General features: G+C 63.6%; 18 protein-coding genes. 10 read left to right on the top strand and 8 right to left on the bottom strand.

Annotated features, from left to right (window positions below; all coding sequences use genetic code 11):
• The first annotated feature begins 92 nt into the window (after positions 1-92).
• The gene (locus NKJ37_RS22430) at positions 93-422 is read left to right on the top strand and encodes a MoaF-related domain-containing protein (RefSeq protein ID WP_023810059.1); all 330 of its coding nucleotides are present in this window, start codon (positions 93-95) and stop codon (positions 420-422) included.
• Between the two features lie 95 nt (positions 423-517).
• The gene (locus NKJ37_RS22435) at positions 518-961 is read left to right on the top strand and encodes a hypothetical protein (protein ID WP_128303114.1); all 444 of its coding nucleotides are present in this window, start codon (positions 518-520) and stop codon (positions 959-961) included.
• Here the strand turns inward: NKJ37_RS22435 and NKJ37_RS22440 are convergent.
• From NKJ37_RS22440 to NKJ37_RS22460, 5 genes are all read right to left on the bottom strand, one after another.
• Complete coding sequence (locus tag NKJ37_RS22440; RefSeq protein ID WP_352775038.1) at positions 958-1878, bottom strand: heme-dependent oxidative N-demethylase family protein; 921 nt, start codon at positions 1876-1878, stop codon at positions 958-960. The genes NKJ37_RS22435 and NKJ37_RS22440 overlap by 4 nt on opposite strands.
• Positions 1879-1881: 3 nt before the next feature.
• Positions 1882-2544 (bottom strand): aminotransferase class IV family protein, encoded by a 663-nt coding sequence (locus tag NKJ37_RS22445; RefSeq protein WP_023810056.1) that lies wholly within the window; start codon positions 2542-2544, stop codon positions 1882-1884.
• Positions 2493-3638, bottom strand: coding sequence for an aminodeoxychorismate synthase component I (locus NKJ37_RS22450; RefSeq protein WP_352441868.1), 1146 nt, complete (start codon positions 3636-3638; stop codon positions 2493-2495). Before NKJ37_RS22450 ends, NKJ37_RS22445 begins: the two co-directional genes overlap by 52 nt.
• A 181-nt stretch (positions 3639-3819) precedes the next feature.
• Entirely contained in the window at positions 3820-4578 is a 759-nt protein-coding gene (locus NKJ37_RS22455) for a helix-hairpin-helix domain-containing protein (protein ID WP_352775041.1), read from the bottom strand.
• Between the two features lie 361 nt (positions 4579-4939).
• On the bottom strand, positions 4940-6772 hold the full coding sequence (locus tag NKJ37_RS22460) for a M3 family oligoendopeptidase (protein ID WP_352775044.1): 1833 nt from the start codon (positions 6770-6772) through the stop codon (positions 4940-4942).
• Positions 6773-6947: 175 nt separating this feature from the next.
• Between NKJ37_RS22460 and NKJ37_RS22465 the strand changes: the two genes are divergently transcribed.
• The 3 genes from NKJ37_RS22465 to NKJ37_RS22475 all read left to right on the top strand — a co-directional run bounded on the left by NKJ37_RS22465 (position 6948) and on the right by NKJ37_RS22475 (position 11075).
• The gene (locus NKJ37_RS22465; protein ID WP_352775047.1) at positions 6948-8483 is read left to right on the top strand and encodes a sigma-54-dependent transcriptional regulator; all 1536 of its coding nucleotides are present in this window, start codon (positions 6948-6950) and stop codon (positions 8481-8483) included.
• 408 nt (positions 8484-8891) lie between these two features.
• Entirely contained in the window at positions 8892-10718 is a 1827-nt protein-coding gene (locus tag NKJ37_RS22470) for a peptidoglycan L,D-endopeptidase MepK (RefSeq protein ID WP_352775050.1), read from the top strand.
• Between the two features lie 165 nt (positions 10719-10883).
• Positions 10884-11075 (top strand): hypothetical protein, encoded by a 192-nt coding sequence (locus tag NKJ37_RS22475; protein ID WP_023810050.1) that lies wholly within the window; start codon positions 10884-10886, stop codon positions 11073-11075.
• A gap of 73 nt (positions 11076-11148) precedes the next feature.
• Here NKJ37_RS22475 and NKJ37_RS22480 read toward each other — a convergent pair whose 3' ends face one another.
• Positions 11149-11787 carry a 2-dehydro-3-deoxy-phosphogluconate aldolase gene (locus NKJ37_RS22480; protein WP_023810049.1) on the bottom strand — a complete coding sequence of 213 codons (639 nt, stop codon included), beginning with the start codon at positions 11785-11787 and terminating at the stop codon, positions 11149-11151.
• Between the two features lie 297 nt (positions 11788-12084).
• Here NKJ37_RS22480 and trhO point away from each other — a divergent pair, with 297 nt between their 5' ends.
• The 3 genes from trhO (at position 12085) to NKJ37_RS22495 (ending at position 14874) form a co-directional block, all read left to right on the top strand.
• The gene (trhO, locus tag NKJ37_RS22485; RefSeq protein WP_023810048.1) at positions 12085-13005 is read left to right on the top strand and encodes an oxygen-dependent tRNA uridine(34) hydroxylase TrhO; all 921 of its coding nucleotides are present in this window, start codon (positions 12085-12087) and stop codon (positions 13003-13005) included.
• A 116-nt stretch (positions 13006-13121) separates the two neighbouring features.
• Entirely contained in the window at positions 13122-13859 is a 738-nt protein-coding gene (locus NKJ37_RS22490; protein WP_127809400.1) for a tellurite resistance TerB family protein, read from the top strand.
• Positions 13860-14118: 259 nt separating this feature from the next.
• Positions 14119-14874, top strand: a complete 756-nt coding sequence (locus tag NKJ37_RS22495; RefSeq protein WP_352775052.1) for an SDR family oxidoreductase — start codon at positions 14119-14121, stop codon at positions 14872-14874.
• Here NKJ37_RS22495 and NKJ37_RS22500 read toward each other — a convergent pair whose 3' ends face one another.
• Entirely contained in the window at positions 14875-15240 is a 366-nt protein-coding gene (locus NKJ37_RS22500) for a YciI family protein (protein ID WP_023810045.1), read from the bottom strand.
• 150 nt (positions 15241-15390) lie between these two features.
• Positions 15391-16575 carry a pyridoxal phosphate-dependent aminotransferase gene (locus tag NKJ37_RS22505; protein ID WP_023810044.1) on the bottom strand — a complete coding sequence of 395 codons (1185 nt, stop codon included), beginning with the start codon at positions 16573-16575 and terminating at the stop codon, positions 15391-15393.
• Positions 16576-16658: 83 nt separating this feature from the next.
• Here NKJ37_RS22505 and NKJ37_RS22510 point away from each other — a divergent pair, with 83 nt between their 5' ends.
• Positions 16659-17345 (top strand): GNAT family N-acetyltransferase, encoded by a 687-nt coding sequence (locus NKJ37_RS22510; protein WP_023810043.1) that lies wholly within the window; start codon positions 16659-16661, stop codon positions 17343-17345.
• 10 nt (positions 17346-17355) lie between these two features.
• Positions 17356-18339 (top strand): cation diffusion facilitator family transporter, encoded by a 984-nt coding sequence (locus NKJ37_RS22515; RefSeq protein ID WP_352677081.1) that lies wholly within the window; start codon positions 17356-17358, stop codon positions 18337-18339.
• Positions 18340-18365 lie beyond the last annotated feature (26 nt).

Genomic DNA, 18365 nt, shown 5'->3' on the forward strand with positions numbered 1-18365 from the left:
CAAGTAAACATATCTGGTATATTTCGCGTCTGAAACAACGGAGATTGTCAAAAGGCTTGGTCACAGCGGCGGCCATGCCCAAGGAGAGAGTCATGGCAGAAACCAATGTTTTTCCAGCCTCGCTTGTCGGTAAGTCTTTCGACTGCGTTTTCGGCCCGTTCGTACCCCGGCTGACGTTTTTCTCGCCGGAGGAATTGCATGTGCAGGCGTCGATCGGTGCCACCGAAATTGACGAGATGGTCAAGATCGACATGACCAGCGTACGCCCGAACCTCGTTCTCATGAGCTGGACGGAGCAGAGCGGCAACTTCATCGTGCAGTTGCAGGATCATGAAAACGGGATCGTCCATAATTATGCGCGTCTGGCCGATGGGCAGCTCTTCTGTGCCCAAGGTGCCATTCAATCCGTTGCGGTGGCGTGACACTGCCGCGTCTTGGCCCGGCCGACCGCGTGCGGCCGGACTCCGATCTGCTGAAGTGCCTGTCATCGATTTCCCTAATGGAGGAGGAAAGTGCGATGGAACTCGCTTACGACAGTCATCTGCTTGCCCGAATTCTGTTGAGCGTCGCGACCGTGGGCTACGGTGTGGTGACGATCAAAGCCGACCTCAACGCCACCCACGCCACCAATCCGCTGTGGACCCCGCACGCCCGGTTTCACGTCGTTTGGCAGGTGCTGAGCTACACCGGAGTTGCGCTGATTGCGCTGGGGCTTATCTGGATCGAGGGGCCACTCGAAGCCGAGCGGCTCTATCTCGCAGGGGGATTGGGCGTCGCTATGTACGGAGCGTTCTTCGTGGCAATGGTCTCACGACCGATTTATGGCGGCGTGCTCTACGACGAGAACGGCTATCTGCCATTCCGACCGCCGTTCGGACCGGCGGGTTGGCGGTGGGATGTCAACGTCACCGTCTTTAGCGCGATGTCCGCGATCCTGCTGCTGGGCCTAGCCGCGATTTAGGACAGCGCCAGCGCCCCGAGCCGGTCGACTAGCCGATCGCGGTCTGATGTCAGGCCCTTGTAGTCGAGCTGCGCGAGATCGAGCGCCTTGAGCTGGGCGGCGAAAGACGCCGCGAGCTTCGCCCGATCAGGGTGCCTGGCCAGCACGGCGAGCGGGTCGAGATGGATGCGGATGGTGAACAGGATATCGCGTGAAACAGGCAGTTTGCGCAGGGTTTGCCGCTCGACGCGGATGAAGGCATGGGCGTCGATGTCGCCATCGGGAAAGCGCGACGGCCGATTTGTAGCGCGGTCGATGCGCTGCAGGTCGGAAAGCGGATGGTAGAGCGCGTTATCGGACTGGATCGACCAGTTGTAGCGCTCGACGGCCTGCCCCTGGAGGCCATCGAACATCCGGTTGATGAGTTCCGCCGGACGCGTGCCCGGGCCGAAACCCGGCACCGGCGCGTGGATGTCCTGCAGCGGCTTGCCAAATTTTTCCAGGAGCGACCAGGACGAGGGAAAGCAAAGCGAGCCGGCAACCAGCCGCCAGCCGCTGTCACTGCTGCGCATCAGGATGAGGTCTTCCTGGACGAGCTGTGAGGCCTTGGCCAGCGGCGCATCGGCAAGGGAAGCAGGCAGACGGTTCGCCGCGCCCGCCACCTCGACGCCTGATCCGCCGAGCCGATGGGTTTCGGGGAACCTCTCCAAGAGATGCGCAGCGAGCAAGTCGAGCACCTCCTGCTGAGCGTCCCGCGTGCCGTCCTCCTCGACAAAAACCCGCTCGGGGATTTCGGCATAGAGCCGGTACTTCTCGGCGAGATACGGCAGCAGATGGTCGTCGATCTCGATCCAGTCCGCCGGATCGAGCGGCTTCAGCCCGATGCTGAAGAGTTTCGACGAGCCGTCATAGGGCGTGTGGGTGGGCAAAGAGGTCATGCTTCAGATCAGTCTCGCAGGGATTAGTCCGCGCAGCGAATTGCCGACAAAAAGTGCTTTGGCCGACTTCAGGTCGCTGTAGCTGTAGACGGCTTCACGGGCGCGGCCTTCATCCAGAAGCTGCGCGCGCAATACACCAGGCAGCAGGCCGCAGTCGAGCCGGGGTGTGGCCAGCACGCCGTCGCCGAGATCGGCAAAGACATTGGTGATCGTGCCTTCACAGATCTCGCCGCGCTCGTTGGCCATAAGCACCTCGTCGGTCTGGGTGACGAGATATTCGGCGCGGGCATGCGTGTAGAGCTGTCGTCGGCTGGTCTTGTGGCGCAGCAGCGTGTCGTGCGAATCGAGCCTCGTCCGCGCCAGCCGCAGCGTCCAGACCTTGTCGGCGGCGAGCGGTTCATAAGGCTGCGCCGAGGCCGCCACCTTACCATCATGCGACAGGACGAGCCGCGTGCGCATGGCAACGCCGGAACCGCTGACCGCGCTGCTCAGCGCCTCGCCGACCGTGCCTGGATCACAGCGGAAGCCGAGCTCAGCCGCCGAGCCGTAGAGGCGCGCAAGATGGCGATCGAAGCGCAGGAAGCCCGGGCGGGGTTCCCAGCGCATGGTCTCGATCAACTGAAAGTCGGCGGTGTTCCCGTCGCGAAGCGCGCTTTCAGCAGACACTCCTGATACTCCTCCTGCGCCGTCGAATCGAAGACGACGCCGCCTCCGACATTGTAGACGGCCTCGCCGCCCGAAAAGAGCGAGATGGTGCGGATCGCCACGGAAAAGCGCATCGGGCCGCCGGGCGCGATCCAGCCTATGGCGCCGCAATAGGCATCGCGGGGCGTGCCTTCCAGATCGCGCAGGATCTCCATGGCACGGATCTTAGGCGCGCCGGTAATCGAACCGCAAGGAAACAGCGCCGCGAAGATCTGGCGGATAGAGAGACCCGGCAGCAGTCTGGCCCTGACGTCGCTTACCATCTGGTGCACGGTCGGGTAGGTCTCGATGCGGAACAGCGCCGGCACGTCCAGCGTGCCCACCTCGCTGATCAGCGAGATATCGTTGCGCAGGAGATCGACGATCATCCGGTTTTCGGCCTGGTTCTTCTCGTCATTGCGCAGGAAGATCTTCTGCCGTTCGTCCTCGGCTTTGGTGGCGCCGCGCGGCGCCGTTCCCTTCATCGGATGCGTCTCGATCATGCCCTCGGCGTCGATCTCGAAGAACAGTTCAGGCGAGCGCGACAGCACGATGGGTTCACCGAGCGCGATCAGCGCGCCGTATTTCACCGGCTGACGTTCAGTCAATGCATTGAAGGCGGCCAGCGGCTCGCCCGACCACTGCGCATGCACGGGAAAGGTCAAATTGCCCTGGTAGCAATCACCTTGCCGGATGTGCTGGTGCAGCCGCGAGAAGCGTTTTTCATAATCCTCGGGCGACCACGTCGCACGGGCGTCGAAGATCGGGCCGTTGGTCGCCGTGGTGTCGCGCGGCGGCACCGCCTCTTCGACCGGGGCATCGAAAACCCCAAGGCACACGAGTGGGGAGCGGCGTCCGTTAGGCAGCAGGGGAACGAGCTTGGGTTCGAGCAGGTAGCCCGCCTCATACGAGAAATAGCCGGCAAGCCATTTGCCTGCATCATGCGCGGCTTGTGCTGCTTCCAGAGCCGGCCCGAAATCCCCTGCTTCGTGCGCCACGATAATATCGGCCGGCCGGTCGAAAACGAGCTGGCGCGCGCTTTTGTCATTGCGAAAAATTGCGGCGGGCAGGGACATGGGCACCGAATGCTGCGGTCAATGAAGCCATCAACCGCTCTATATGGGGTGCCGCCCGCGCGCAATCGAGGGAACGGCACGCTGCCTCTTAAAGCCGACCTTAGGGCCAACTCAGGAACCAAGAGCAAACGGCGGCGCCGATATGGCGCCGCCGCTTGCAATCTTCAATATTCGCCAGCGATCAGCTGTTGCCGGTGGTTCCGGCTGTTGGAAACTGCTTGGCGAATTCCTTCTCGTTGCCGGAGGCGAGCAGCTTGGCCTGCTCGATCCAGCGTTCGCGCGCGATACGGCCGTCGAAATTCATGACGTCCTCGATCCGTTTGATATCGGCCGCGGTCCAGGACGCGATCTGGGCGAAGTTGGTGACGCCTTGCGCCTTGAGCAGCTTCTCGTTGACCGGACCGATACCGATCAGCCGGCGCAGATTGTCGGGCTTGCCGGATGCTGGGCCGGCTGCTGGCTTGGCTGTTGTTGCAGGCTTGCTCGTCGCGGATTTGGCTGGAGCCGAGGCTTTGGTGGCGGCGGGTTTCGCCGCCGGCTTGGCAGAGACCGCCTTGGCAGAGACCGGCTTGGCAGAGACCGCTTTCGCAGCGGCGGCCGGTTTAGCCGGCGCGGGCTTTGTGGCGGCGGATTTGGCCGGCGCGAGGGTCGACATCAGGGCCGCCGGCGCCTGGCTTGCCGGCTTTGCCGCGCTGCTTCCGGCGGCAGGTGCGGCCGGCGCGTCGCGCAGCCGGCGCTCGAGGTCGGCGCGGGTCTTGCCGCATGCATCGAGTTCGCCGGTCAGGCGGTCGCTGTCGGTGCGCAGCCTGTCGCGTTCGCTGCGTGTACGGTCGAGGTCGCCGCGCAAGCTGTCGAGTTCACCGCGCAGGCGCCCCCAAAGGAACCAACCGACCAACACGCCTATCAGGAACGCCAGGACCACGTAGAAAAAAGTGCCCATTGTCTCTCTCCAGTCAGATCCGTCTGCCGTGGGTCATGACCTTCGGCGAAGGACTACTCTTGGTGGTTCCGCGGTAAGCAGAACAGCCGGCTTCGGTTCGAGCTGCGGCGATCGGCTTTGCTTGCCCATGGCCAACGGCCGTTGTCGCGTTCGCCTGAGCGCCACGGCCGGCTGAGATTTCTCCTCGCCGATCCGCATGCGCTCCGGCTGAGCTTGGAGCGAAGGCTATCATAGAGCTTGTGGAAAGCTATCGGAAAACTTCGGTGGAGAGTACTTCAAGAACAGATATTTAGGGCGATAGTAGAGCTGTCCCAACATGCATTCCGGCTAAACTGTTAGAGCGACGCCTGAGGGACGCATCTCAGGTGTCGAGCGCTTCCAGCTCGTCGATCAGGCCACTGATGACGCCAAGTCCGATCTGCCAGAAGGCGGGATCGGTGGCGTCGAGCCCGAAGGGCGCCAGAAGCTCGGAATGATGCTTGGTGCCCCCGGCGCGCAGCATTTCGAAATACTTGTCCTGAAAGCCGCGCTCGGCGTTCTGGTAAACCGCGTAGAGCGAGTTCACCAGGCAGTCACCGAAAGCATAGGCATAGACATAGAAGGGCGAATGGATGAAGTGCGGGATGTAGGTCCAGAACACCTCGTAGCCTTCGCGCAGTTTGATAGCGGGACCCAGACTTTCGGCCTGCACTTCGAGCCAGAACTGACCGAGCCTGTCGGAGGTCAGTTCGCCGTTCTTGCGTTCGGCATGCACCTTGCGCTCGAATTCATAGAAGGCGATCTGGCGCACGACCGTGTTGATCATGTCCTCGACCTTCTGGGCGAGCATGGCCTTGCGCTCGCGCCGGTCGGTGGTCTGGTCGAGCAGCGAGCGGAAGGTCAGCATCTCGCCGAAGACCGATGCCGTCTCGGCCAGCGTCAGCGGCGTCGAGGCCATCAGTGCGCCCTGGCCGCCGGCCAGCACCTGATGCACCCCATGGCCAAGCTCGTGCGCCAGCGTCATCACATCGCGCGGCTTGCCCATGTAGTTGAGCAGGACATAGGGATGCGCCGACGGCACGGTCGGATGCGCGAAGGCGCCAGGCGACTTGCCGGGCCGCACCGGCGCGTCGATCCAGTTGCGGTCGAAGAAGGTTCGCGCGATCTCGGCCATGTCGGGCGAAAAGCGCTGATAGGCGGACAGCACCGTGTTCCTGGCCTCGTCCCAGCCGATGATCGCCTGGGGCGTATCCGGCAACGGCGCGTTGCGGTCCCAGTGGTTCATCACCTCCATGCCCAGCCAGCGCGCCTTCATCGCGTAATAGCGGTGCGACAGGCGCGGATAGGCATCGCGAACGGCGGAAGCAAGGGCGTCCACCACGCTGCGCTCGACCCGGTTTGCGAGATGGCGTGAATCGGCGATGTCCTCGAAGCCGCGCCAGCGGTCGGATATTTCCTTGTCCTTGGCCAGCGTGTTGGTGATCAGCGTGAAGGTGCGCAAATTTTTGCGGAAGGTCGTGGCCAGCGCCTCGGACGCCCGGCGGCGCACCCCGCCGTCGGCGTCCTGCAAACGGTTCAGCGCCGGCTCCAGCGTCAGTTCCTCGCCGTCGATGTCGAAGCGAAGGTCGGTCATCGTCTCGTCGAACAGGCGGTTCCAGGCGCCGCGTCCGGTGATCGACTTTTCGTGGAAGAGCTGCTCGACGCGGTCCTCGAGCTGGTAGGGCTTGTCCTTGCGCAGATCGAGCACCCACGGCCGGTAGTGACCGAAGGCGGGATCGCCGACGAGCGCGCCTTCGATCGACGCATCGTCGATCAGGTTGAGTTCGAGCGCGAAGAACAGAAGGTGCGCGCTGGCGTCGGTCATCTTCTCCTGGACGTCGCCATAGAGCTTGGCGCGCTGGGGATCAGCGGTGTTTCCGGCATAAACCAGTCCCGCATAGGAGACGATGCGGCCGATCAGTTCCTCCAGCGCCTCGTAGGCGACAAGCGCCTCGCCCAGCCTGCCGGCGCTGCCGCGCCCGGCCTCGGCGGCCAGTGTGCCCTTCCAGCGGTTCTCGAAGGTGGTCGCATCAGTCGCGGCCTTGGCGATGTCGCGCTTCAGTTCTGGCGCGTCCATGCCGGCATAGAGGTCGGCAAGGTTCCATTCCGGCAGGTCGCCCAGCTCGGCCGCGCCCTGACCGGACGCCGGCGCCGTCAGCCGCCGTGCGGAAACCATGTGCCCAGAATCCTTATGCATTGCCGACACCTTCCGTGGCCAAGGTTCGAGGGGAAACGAGAAGCCGGTCAAATCCTAAGGAATTCATTCACCGGGTTTTTTGAAACCTTATTTAGAACCCTATGCCAAGATGGTCCACAGGGCAGAATTCCTCGGGCGGGCAGTCATACCAGTCATGACAGGTTCCATACTCATAGTCGATGACGATCCGGTGCAACGCCGGCTGCTCGAAGCGGCGGTGACGCGGTTCGGCTACAGCGCAATCGTCGTCGACGGCGGCGCGGCCGCTCTCGATATCCTCGATGGACCCGGCGCCCGCGAGGTGTCGGTGGTCATCCTCGATCTGGTCATGCCCGGTCTCGACGGTATCGGCGTGCTGAAGGCGATGCGCGAACGCGACATCAACGTGCCGACCATCGTGCAGACCGCGCAGGGCGGCATCGAGACCGTGGTTTCGGCGATGCGTCATGGCGCCTTCGATTTCGTCGTCAAGCCGGCGTCTCCCGACAGGCTGCAGGCGTCGATCGGCAATGCGCTCAAGGTCGAGGCCGTCGAGGGCGAGGTCAAGCGCACGTCGCGCCGGCGCGGCGGCCTCCTGACCTTCAAGGACATGATCACGCACAGCCCGGCCATGGACAGGGTGATCCGCCTTGGCCAGAAAGCGGCGGCATCCAACATCCCGATCCTGATCGAGGGCGAGTCCGGCGTCGGCAAGGAACTGGTGGCGCGCGCCATCCAGGGCAGTGGCGACCGCCGTTCGAAACCCTTCGTCACGGTCAATTGCGGCGCCATCCCCGACAATCTGGTCGAATCGATCCTGTTCGGCCATGAGAAGGGCTCGTTCACCGGCGCCACCGACAAGCACACGGGCAAGTTCGTCGAAGCGCATTCGGGCACACTGTTCCTCGACGAGATCGGCGACCTGCCGCTCGACGTGCAGGTCAAGCTGTTGCGCGCGGTCCAGGACGGCGAGGTCGACCCGGTCGGCGGACGCTCGACCGTCAGGGTCGACATCAGGCTGATTTCGGCGACGCACCGCAACCTCCTGCAGCAGGTCAAGGACGGCAAGTTCCGCGAGGATCTGTTCTATCGGCTGAACGTCTACCCGATCTTCGTGCCGCCGCTGCGCGACCGCCGCGACGACATCCCCTATTTGGTCACCCATTTCATGGAGAAGGTGGCGCCGGCCGACCCGCACCGTCGCCTGCAGGGTATTTCGGCGGCAGCGCTCGCCGTGCTGCAGGCCTATGACTGGCCTGGAAACATCCGGCAGCTCGAAAATGCCGTCTTCAGGGCCTCGGTGCTTTGCGAAGGCGATGTGCTTTCCGCCGAGGACTTCCCGCAGATACGGGCGCAAGTGGAAGGCACCGTCAACCTGGATATGGACGGCGATGCGCCGGCGCCCTCCCAGTCTTTGCAGGAGCGCGATGACGAAGCCTTGCCCGGCGAGGGCGGCCCAGCAATCGCGTTCGATCCGCCGGCAAGGCTGCAGCCTCGCTTCGGCACGTTGCGGGCGCTCGACGAGCGCGGCAATGTGCGGGCACTTGCCGATGTCGAACTCGAGATGATCAAGCTTGCCATCGATCACTACAACGGACAGATGAGCGAAGTCGCCCGCCGACTCGGCATCGGCCGCTCGACGCTCTATCGCAAGCTCAAGGAACACGGCATCGATCCGGAGACAGGCCGCGTGGACCGCCTCGCCTCCTAGGGCGATGCCAGGCTGAGCTTCGGCCCGGAATCCGGCTTTGCCACAAGGCCGGCGCCAGCTTGCAATGCCATAACAGCCCTTGTATCGCCGTTTCAGCGGCATTGTGGCTGTGTCATGGACAGCTCTGTTCACGCATTAAGGCTAACGGTAACAGATCGTGTTCGGGCCGAAGGCGAAAATCTGATCTAAACCAGCGGTTTACCAAGAAACCTTGTGAACAATTTTTGACGGGATATCGCCACGGTGTTACCGCATTTCGGCTTCAATAAGCGATGATTAACCATTAGGATCGATATTCGGGTGTGCTAATGCCACATCCGTTTGGACAAATCCGGGGACAAACGGCAGCCTGCAAGGCCTTTTGATTTGAACAGAATCGAACGACACACAAACAGGCGGCACCATCATTTGAGCGTCTGGCCGAAGTGGCTGGCAGTGTTGGTTGTCGCTTTTGGTTTTGTTGCCGCGGCTGCGAGCGGAGCCAGCGCCGAAACACGGTCGCTGAAGCTTTATCATCTCCACACCCATGAGAAGGCCGAGATCGTCTACAAGCGCAACGGCCGCTACGTTCCCGAGGGTCTCAGGAAGATCAACATCATTTTGCGCGACTGGCGTCGCAACGAGCCGACCAAGATGGATCCGCGTCTGCTGGATCTGGTCTGGGAGGCATATCGGGAAGCAGGTGCCACGGACTACATCCAGGTCGTCTGCGGCTATCGTTCGCCGTCGACGAACTCGATGCTGCGCGGCCGCAGCAGGGGCGTCGCCGAGAAGAGCCAGCACATGCTCGGCAAGGCGATGGATTTTTACATCCCCGGCGTGCCGCTGAAGAAGCTGCGTAACATCGGTCTCAAGATGCAGGGCGGCGGCGTCGGCTACTATCCGTCATCCGGTTCGCCGTTCGTCCACATGGATGTCGGCAATGTGCGCCATTGGCCGGGTATCAGCCGGCAGGAACTGGTCAGCCTGTTCCCCAATGGCAAGACGCTGCATGTGCCGAGCGACGGCAGGCCGCTGCCCGGCTTTGAGCAGGCGCTCGCCTCCTACAAGGCGCGCAAGGGTTCAGGCTCGCCGGCCATCGAGATGGCCAGTGCTGGCGGCAGCAGCAAGAAGTCAGGTGGCTTCCTGTCGGCTTTCTTTGGCGGCGGCGGCGACGACGAGGCCGACGACAGCGCCGATGTCCAGACCGCTTCGGCCGCCCCCCCGCCCAAGGCGAGAAACCTGAAGCCGGCAGCAGCAGCCAAGACCAGCAACCTCCCGGGCATTGCCATCGTGGCGCCGGAGAATGCGCGGCGCGCCGAGATTCCGCAGGTGACCGAGCAGCAGGCTCCGGAGCCGGAAGAGGACACGCCGGAGACGATCATCGCGGCATTGCCGGCCCGAAGCATTCCGCTGCCGGATTTCGCACCGCGGCCGAAAGCCGATGTCGGCGCTCAGCAGCCTGAGAACGTTCCTTTTGCGATGGCGGAGGCGACAGCCACCACCGAGCAGGCCGTGGCGACCGCGCATGCGCCGGCGAGCGTTCCTTTCGGCTTGGCCGATGCAACGGCTTCGGCTAATCCGGCCCAGATCGCGGTCAACAACATACCGTTGCCGACATGGCGTCCCGACAATTCGCTGCCGGCCGCTCTGGCTGCGCCGCCCAGCAAGGATGTGCTGATGGCGCTGGCCGAGACGGCTGATCAAGGCAAGACCGCGACCGATGCGTTCTCGGTGCTGCCGACGGCGCGGCCCGAGATGGCCAGGCCGGATGCGGTCAAGGCCGTGCTCGACGAGGCCAATGCACAGGTCGGTGCGGCCGATTACCAGCTTGCTTCCTTGTCCGGATCCGAGCCGCGTTCGGCGTTCAACGATCCGGGCACCAACGCCGCATCGCCGCGCGATGCTGTCGTTGCCCGTCCGGCCGGTTCCGATCCGGCCGCCGCGATCGGCGCCGGCGTCAAGACGACCCGCAAGGAATCGAGAGCCACCGCCCGCGACCTGAAGCCAGGCCCCAAGGCCACGGTGGTTGCAGCCGCACCGCAGGCCGCCCGCTGGGCATTGACCAGCGGCGAGCATGTCGCCACCGTTTCAAGCGCGACGACGGCGCCGGGCTACGCCTACAGCATCGTGCACACGCCGCCGAGCGAGGTCTACACGGCCGGCTTCCAGCCGAGCAGCCAGGTGGCCGATGCCAATCGCTTCACCGGCAACGCCGTCAAGTTCATGTCGGTGGCCCGCTTCCAGACCAAGTGACGGCAAATCAATCGACAAAGCCGCGCCGGGCAACCAGCGCGGCTTTTTGTTGTTCAGCGAACCGGGCCAGCCCGCACGGTCACGCGCGGCTGAACTTCTCGTGAAGCCGGAACGGTCGGCCTATTCCCCGGGTTAATGTAGGTTCGTTCAAACCCGGGGAGATCCATGAAGAACATCCTATTGGCATCGGTCATCGCATTGGCAACCGCTTCGGCGGCCATCGCCCCTACGCAGGCCGAGACCATTGTCGTCAAGACTCATGACCGTATGCACATGAAGAAGCATTGCCGGACCAAGGTGGTCACAAGCTGGAAGCATCACCACAGGGTGGTTGAAAAGGTTCGGGTCTGTAGCTGATCCGGTTCGGAGCCGATTTGGCAAACCCGGTCGACGCGAGTCGGCCGGGTTTTTTCGTGCCGTGGCCGAAGCCTTATTTCGCAAGCTTGCTCGCCGCGCGCGCCAGGGCTTCGATCTCGTCCCACTTGCCGGCCTTGACGAGGTCGTCGGGCGCCACCCAGGAACCGCCGACGCAGACCACGTTGGGCAGGCTTAGATAGTCAGCCGCGTTCTTGGCCGAGATGCCGCCGGTCGGGCAGAATTTCACATCGGCGAGCGGTGAGGCGAAGGCCTTCAGCGAAGCGATGCCGCCCGACTGCTCGGCCGGGAAGAATTTCAGGAAGCGCAAGCCGGCTTCCCGCGCGGCCATGATCTCGCCGGGTGTGATGGCGCCGGGCAGCAACGGAACATCGCTGCCGGCGGCTGCCGACAGAAGCTCGCGGGTGATGCCGGGGCTGACGATGAAGCGCGAGCCCGCGGCAGCCGCCTCTTCGAACTGCCTGGCATCGAGAATGGTGCCGGCGCCGACGATGGCGTCCTCGACTTCACCAGCGACCCGCCGGATCGCTTCCAGCGCATCGGCGGTCCTCAGCGTGATCTCGATTGCCGGCAGGCCGCCGCGCGCCAGCGCGCGCGCCAGCGGCACGGCATTGGCGACATCAGAGATCTTCAGCACCGGGATGACCGGCTGGCCGTTGAGGAGCGACAGGAGTTTTTCGGTCTTGCTGGGCATGTGTCTCTCCGTGGCGTGGGACAATTCAACCGATTAGCAGAAGGCCGTTTTCCTGTCCACGAAACCGGCCGTGTCGCGATGTCACGCGTCGCCCATGCTCGCCAGGCTTAGCTCACAAAGGCGGCTGTCAGCTCGGCGGTGTCGGCAGTTTTGTTTCAGGATAGGAATTTTTTCTTGACTCCCTGACCTCAGCTATGGTACAAATTCGCCCATGGTGCAGATTTGCGCCAGTGACCTCCGAACAGGATGCTTGCTCTGCCTTGAATCGGCTTTCGTGAGCGTTTAGTGGCTTCGGCAATGACATCCCTTCCGCCCTTCCGCGTCGCAGCGCTCTACCGGTTTGCCCGGCTCGACGCTTTCGAGGAACTGCGCGCGCCGCTCGCCGCCTTCTGCTGTGGGCGCGGCATCAAGGGCACGCTGCTTCTGGCGCATGAAGGCATCAACGGCACCGTCGCCGGCAGCGAGACGGCAATTGCCGAACTGATCCTGTACCTTGAAGCCATCGAAGGGCTGGCTGGCCTCGAGGTCAAGTACAGCGCAGCCGCGGACATGCCGTTCCACCGCATGAAGGTGCGGCTGAAGCGCGAGATCGTTACCATGGGTGTCGATGACATCGATCCTTCGAAAAGTGCCGGCACCTATGTCGCGCCGGCCGACTGGAACGCGCTGATTTCGCAGCCTGACACTGTCATCATCGACACGCGCAACGCCTACGAGGTGTCGATTGGCACATTCAGGGGTGCGATCGACCCGGCCACCGCAAGCTTTCGCGAGTTCCCGGCCTGGGTGGAGGCGCACCGGGGGGAGTTCGAAGGCCGCAAGGTGGCGATGTTCTGCACCGGCGGCATACGCTGCGAAAAGGCAACCGCCTATGTCAAATCGCTCGGCTTCGAGGACGTCTTTCATCTCAAGGGCGGCATCCTCAAATACCTCGAAGAGGTTCCGGCCGAACAGAGCCTCTGGCAAGGCGAATGCTTCGTCTTCGACGAGCGCGTTTCGGTGTCGCACGGCCTCGCCGAGGGCAAAGCGGAACTGTGCCGCGCCTGCCGCCGCCCGCTGACGCCGGGCGACCTGACGTCGCCCAAATTCGCCGCCGGTATTTCCTGCCCGCATTGCTTCGATGCGCGTTCGGACGAGGACCGCCAGCGTTATGCCGAGCGCCAGCGCCAGGTCGAGCTTGCGCAGGCGCGGGGCAGAGAGCCGCATATCGGCTCCTGATCCAGGCATCGAGCTGCTGCAAAGCGGCCGCTGTCATTGCAATGTCAAGTTTCGGGACCTACGTCTTCGACGTCCGAAACCTGCCCGTTCGGCCGGGCAAAGCCTGGAGGCACTGAATGTTCGATCCCAAGAAGCTTCTCGACGATCTGCTCGGCTCGCAAATCCCCGGCACCAGCGGCACCGTTCGCGACAAGGCGGGGCAGGCCGTGCAGATGGCCAAGGACAATCCGCTGGCCGCCGGCGCACTGGCCGCCGTGCTGCTTGGAACTGGTGCCGGTCGTAACGTGACGGGCGCCGCGGTGAAGCTTGGCGGACTTGCTGCCATCGGCGGCCTCGCCTACAAGGCCTACCAGAACTACAAGGCCGGCAACGCACCCGCCGAAGCACCGGCGGCCGGCGAGCCGGAATTGCTGCCGCCGCCCAAGGACACCGCCTTCCACCCGTCGCAGGCGCCGCAAGGCGAGGACGAATTCACGCTGACCCTGATACGGGCGATGATCTCGGCGGCGAAGGCCGATGGCCATATCGACGATGAAGAGCGCCAGAAGATCGCCGGCAAGCTCAGCCTGGCCGGCATAGACTCCGATGCCGAAAAGTTCCTGATGGCGGAGCTGGCAAGCCCGCTCGACCTCGACACGCTGGTGGCCGGCGCCAAGACCGACGCGCAGAAGCTCGAACTCTACACGGCATCGCGCCTGACCATCGATCCCGACACCCGCGCCGAGCGTGGCTATCTCGACCTGCTTGCAGGCCGGCTCGGCCTGCCGGACGCGCTGGTCGACCATGTCGAGGCAACGGTTTCGGCGGCCAAGGTGCCGGCCAAGGCAGGGACGTCACCCAATCCGCGCTGGTAGGCCAAAACGGCACAGGAGGCACTTTCCGGGTTAACCTCTCGTTAACCCAGCAAGCGCATCATTCAACACAGTCGGATCGGCTTTTCCTCCTCCCAAGCCCGGTTCAGATCAGGGGCGGTCGCCAATGGCCGCCCTTTTTGTCGGCCCCGATCGGATGGACACGCTTGCCATCGCCGCCGTCATTTGCGATGCCTTCCTTTTTCGAGCCAAAACCCGAAAATCAGTCGAGCAAGCGCAGCTCTGCCGGAGGACAACAGCCATGACCGAGCAAAGAACCGCCATCGTCACCGGGGCCGGCACGGGCATCGGCAAGAGCGTCGCCACGGCGCTGCTCAAGAACGGCTGGAACACGGTATTTTGCGGGCGCCGCAAGTCGGTGCTGGACGCTGCGGTCGCCGAGGCCGGCCGCACCGACGCCAAGGCCTTGGCGGTAGCCTGCGATATCAGCAAGGCAGGCGAGGTCGACGATCTGTTCGAGACCGTGGCGGCGGCCTTCGGCCGTGTCGACCTGCTCTTCAACAATGCCGGCATGGGCTACAAATCGGCGCCGATCGACGAGATACCGGTCGAAGTGTGGAACGATATCGTCGGCGTCAATCTCACCGGTTCGTTCCTGTGTGCCCGTGCCGCCTTTGGCGCCATGCGCAAGCAGAAGCCGATGGGTGGCCGCATCATCAACAACGGTTCGGTGTCTGCCTATACGCCGCGCCCGGGCTCGGTGCCCTACACGGCGACCAAGCATGCCATCACCGGGCTGACCAAGACGCTGGCGCTCGACGGCCGGCCCTATGACATCGCCTGCGGCCAGATCGACATCGGCAATGCGCTGACCGATATGGCGCAGCCGATGACGGTCGGCGTGCCGCAGGCCAACGGCTCGATATCAGCCGAAGCGGTGATGGATGTTCAGCGCGTCGCCGACGCCGTCGTCCATATGGCCAGCCTGCCGCTCGAGGCCAACGTGCTGTTCATGACCGTCATGGCGACCAAGATGCCGTTTGTCGGGCGTGGGTAGTTATTCTCCCGGTAGCTCTGCGCCGGGTAGATAGAGCGCGATAGGACGGATCTCGTACACGGCGGTCGGATTGACGCGACGAAACTCGCGCGCGATAGCGATGGCATCGTCCCGCGTCGGGCAGTCGACGACATAGAGGCCGAGAAGCTGTTCCTTGGTTTCGGCGAAGGGGCCGTCGACGATCATGCCGTCGCGCAAGGTGCAGGCCGATTGTGTCGCGTCAAGCCGCGCCGACGGCCCAAGGCTGCCGTCGGCATAGAGCCCTTGATGGATCTTGAGCAAGTCAGCCATCAGCGCCGTATCTTCCTGCGGCGTCAGCGCTTTGATTGCGTCTTCCACATGATAGGCAAGGATTGCATAGAACATCCGATGTCACCCCACTTCGATCCTGATCCGAGGACCGTAGCCGTTCTCGACATGCACGCCCAGTCTTGGCCGCGCGCCTCCGGACGGCTCATGACACCGTGATGCCACAGCCGCAATTGTCCGGAAGAGGACAGCGGGCCGCTTTCAAGCTTACTTCGCCAGGAAGGCCCCGATCCGTTCCAGCGCCCGCAAGATGTTCTCCTCGGAATTGGCGTAGGAGAGCCTGATATAGCCTTCGCCGAGAATGCCGAAATCGGGACCGCCGATCAGCGCCACACCGGCATCGTCGAGCAGCGCCGAGGCCAGCTTCTTGGCCTTCCAGCCGGTCTTCGAGACGTTGGGGAAAGCGTAGAACGCGCCCTTGGGCGTGATGCAGGAGATGTCAGGCAGGGCGTTCAGTCCCTCGACGACGATCTTCCGGCGGCGGTCGAAGGCGCGCATCATATTGGCGACATCGTCCTGCGGGCCGTCGATTGCCGCGATGCCGGCGAATTGGCTCGGCGCGTTGACGCAGGACCAGCAGTTGACAGCCAGCTTGCGCACCTTGTCGTAGAGATGGGCGCCCTTGTCGCCATTCGGCCAGATCGACCAACCCATGCGCCAGCCGGTCATCGCCCAGGTTTTCGACCAGCCATTGAGCACGATCAGCCGGTCGCGGATCTCGGGAAAGCCGAGCAGCGAGCAATGCGTCTCGCCATCATAGGTCATGACGTCGTAGATCTCGTCGGAGAGGATGGCGACGTGCGGATGCGCCTCCAACCCCTTGACCAGTTTCTCGATCTCGGCACGCGGCGTGACGCCGCCGGTCGGATTTGCGGGTGAGTTGAGGATCAGCAGCCTGGTCTTCGAGGTGATCAAGGCCAGCGTCTCCTCGGCGGAGAAGGCAAAGCCGTTCTCCTCGCGCATCGGCACCGGAATAGGCGCCGCACCGGTGAACTCGATCATCGAGCGATAGATGGGGAAGCCCGGATCGGGATAGAGGATTTCGGCGCCAGGTTCGCCGAACATCAGGATCGCCGCGAACATGGTCGGCTTGCCGCCGGGCAGGATCATCACCGTTTCGGGCGATACTTCGACACCGGTGGTGGTCAGCGTGCGCCGCACCACCGCCTCGCGCGTCGCCAGCAAGCCGTTGGCCGGCGTGTAGCCGTGGTGACCGTCGCGCAACGCCTTGATCGCCGCCTCGACGATGTGCTGCGGCGTCTTGAAGTCCGGCTGGCCGATGCCGAGATTGACGATGTCCCGACCTTGGCTTGCAAGGGCTGTCGCCCGCGCCAGCACCGCGAATGCATTTTCCTCGCCGAGACGGTCGAAGGCCGAAATCGTGTGGAGCATTTTTCCCGTCCGTGTGGTTCTTGCTGTTGGGTCGCGTTTTTGTGAGCTTCGGCTGGCAAAAGTCAAACGGATTGGAGCTTTCGGTGTCGGAAAATCTCAGGGATTGGCAACCGCGCCCGCGGCCTGAACGCAAGACCATCGACGGAAGCACTGTCCGGCTTGAGCCGCTGAGTGCTGCAAAACACGGCGATGGCCTCTATGAAGCATCCTCCGTGTCCGACATCGACGGCCGCTTCGCCTGGCTGCCGGACTTCCCGCCGGAGACCCGCGCCGCCTTCCAGCCATGGCTGGACAAGGTCGAGGCCAGCGAGGATCCGCTGTTCTTCACCGTCATCGACAAAGCCAGCGGCAAGGTCGCCGGACGCCAGACGCTGATGCGCATCGATCCGGCTTACGGCGTCATCGAGATCGGCAACATCTATTGGGGACCGCTCATCTCGCGCAAGCCGGGAGCAACCGAAGCGCAGTTCCTGTTCATGAAATACATCTTCGACGAACTCGGCTACCGCCGCTACGAATGGAAGTGCAACAACCGCAACGAGCCGTCGAAGCGGGCGGCCGAACGGTTCGGCTTCAAGTTCGAAGGCATTTTCCGCCAGCATCTGATCGTCAAGGGTGAAAACCGCGACACCGCGTGGTATTCGATCATCGACAAGGAGTGGCCGGCTCTGCGCAGTGCCTATGAGGCGTGGCTCGATCCGGCCAATTTCGATGGCGACGGCCAGCAGAAGCGACGGCTTGAGGATTGTCGCGCGGAATTCGGCGCTTAGGAGTTCGCCATTGGCACATACAAACGATCACCGCGGGCATGATCACACTGGGCACGATCATGGGCCTGGCCATGTGCATGGCTCGACCGACAAGAAACGCGTTCTGATCGCAGCCTGCCTGACCGGCGGCTTCATGGTCGCCGAAGCGCTTGGCGGCATCCTCACCGGATCGCTGGCGCTGCTGGCCGATGCCGGCCACATGCTCGCCGACTCGATCGCGCTCGGCTTGGCCTGGTATGCTTTCCATCTAGCCGGCCGCCCGGCGACCGTTCGCCTCACCTACGGCTTCGGCCGGGTGAAGACGCTGGTGGCCTATACCAACGGCATCGCCATCTTCGTCATCGCGCTGTGGATCGTCTATGAGGCGTGGGGGCGCCTGCAGGCGCCGGCACCAGTGCTTGGCGGGCCAATGCTGGCGGTGGCGATCCTCGGCCTGCTGGTCAACATCGGCTCGTTCTTCGTGCTGCATGGCGGCGACCGCGAGAGCCTGAACATGCGCGGCGCCATCCTGCATGTGCTTGGCGACCTGCTCGGCTCGGCTGCGGCCATAGCGGCGGCGCTGGTCATCCTGGCGACGGGCTGGACGCCGATCGACCCGATCCTGTCGGTCCTGGTCTCGCTGCTGATCCTGTACACGGCGTGGTCGCTGATGCGAGAAGCCGCTCATGTCCTGCTCGAGGGCGTGCCGCCAAGCCTCGACCGCGATCTGATCGCCAGGGATATCGAGGCGACGATCCAGGGCGTGCGCGAAGTGCACCACATGCATGTCTGGTCGCTCGACGGGACCAGCAACATGGCGACGCTGCATGCCTGTCTCGACGAGGGCGTCGATGCGCATCAGGCGGTGAGTGCCGTCAAGAAGCGGCTTGCCAGCGAGCACGGCATCAGCCATGCCACCGTGGAACCGGAATTCGGCCAGTGCGCCGACGATGGCGACGAGCACGGGCATGGGCACGAGCATGAAGCGGCAGCCTATCACGACCACCATCATTAGGACCGATCGATCGACGTCGATTGGTC

The sequence above is a fragment of the Mesorhizobium sp. M0140 genome, from assembly GCF_040322475.1.
GTDB lineage: Bacteria > Pseudomonadota > Alphaproteobacteria > Rhizobiales > Rhizobiaceae > Mesorhizobium.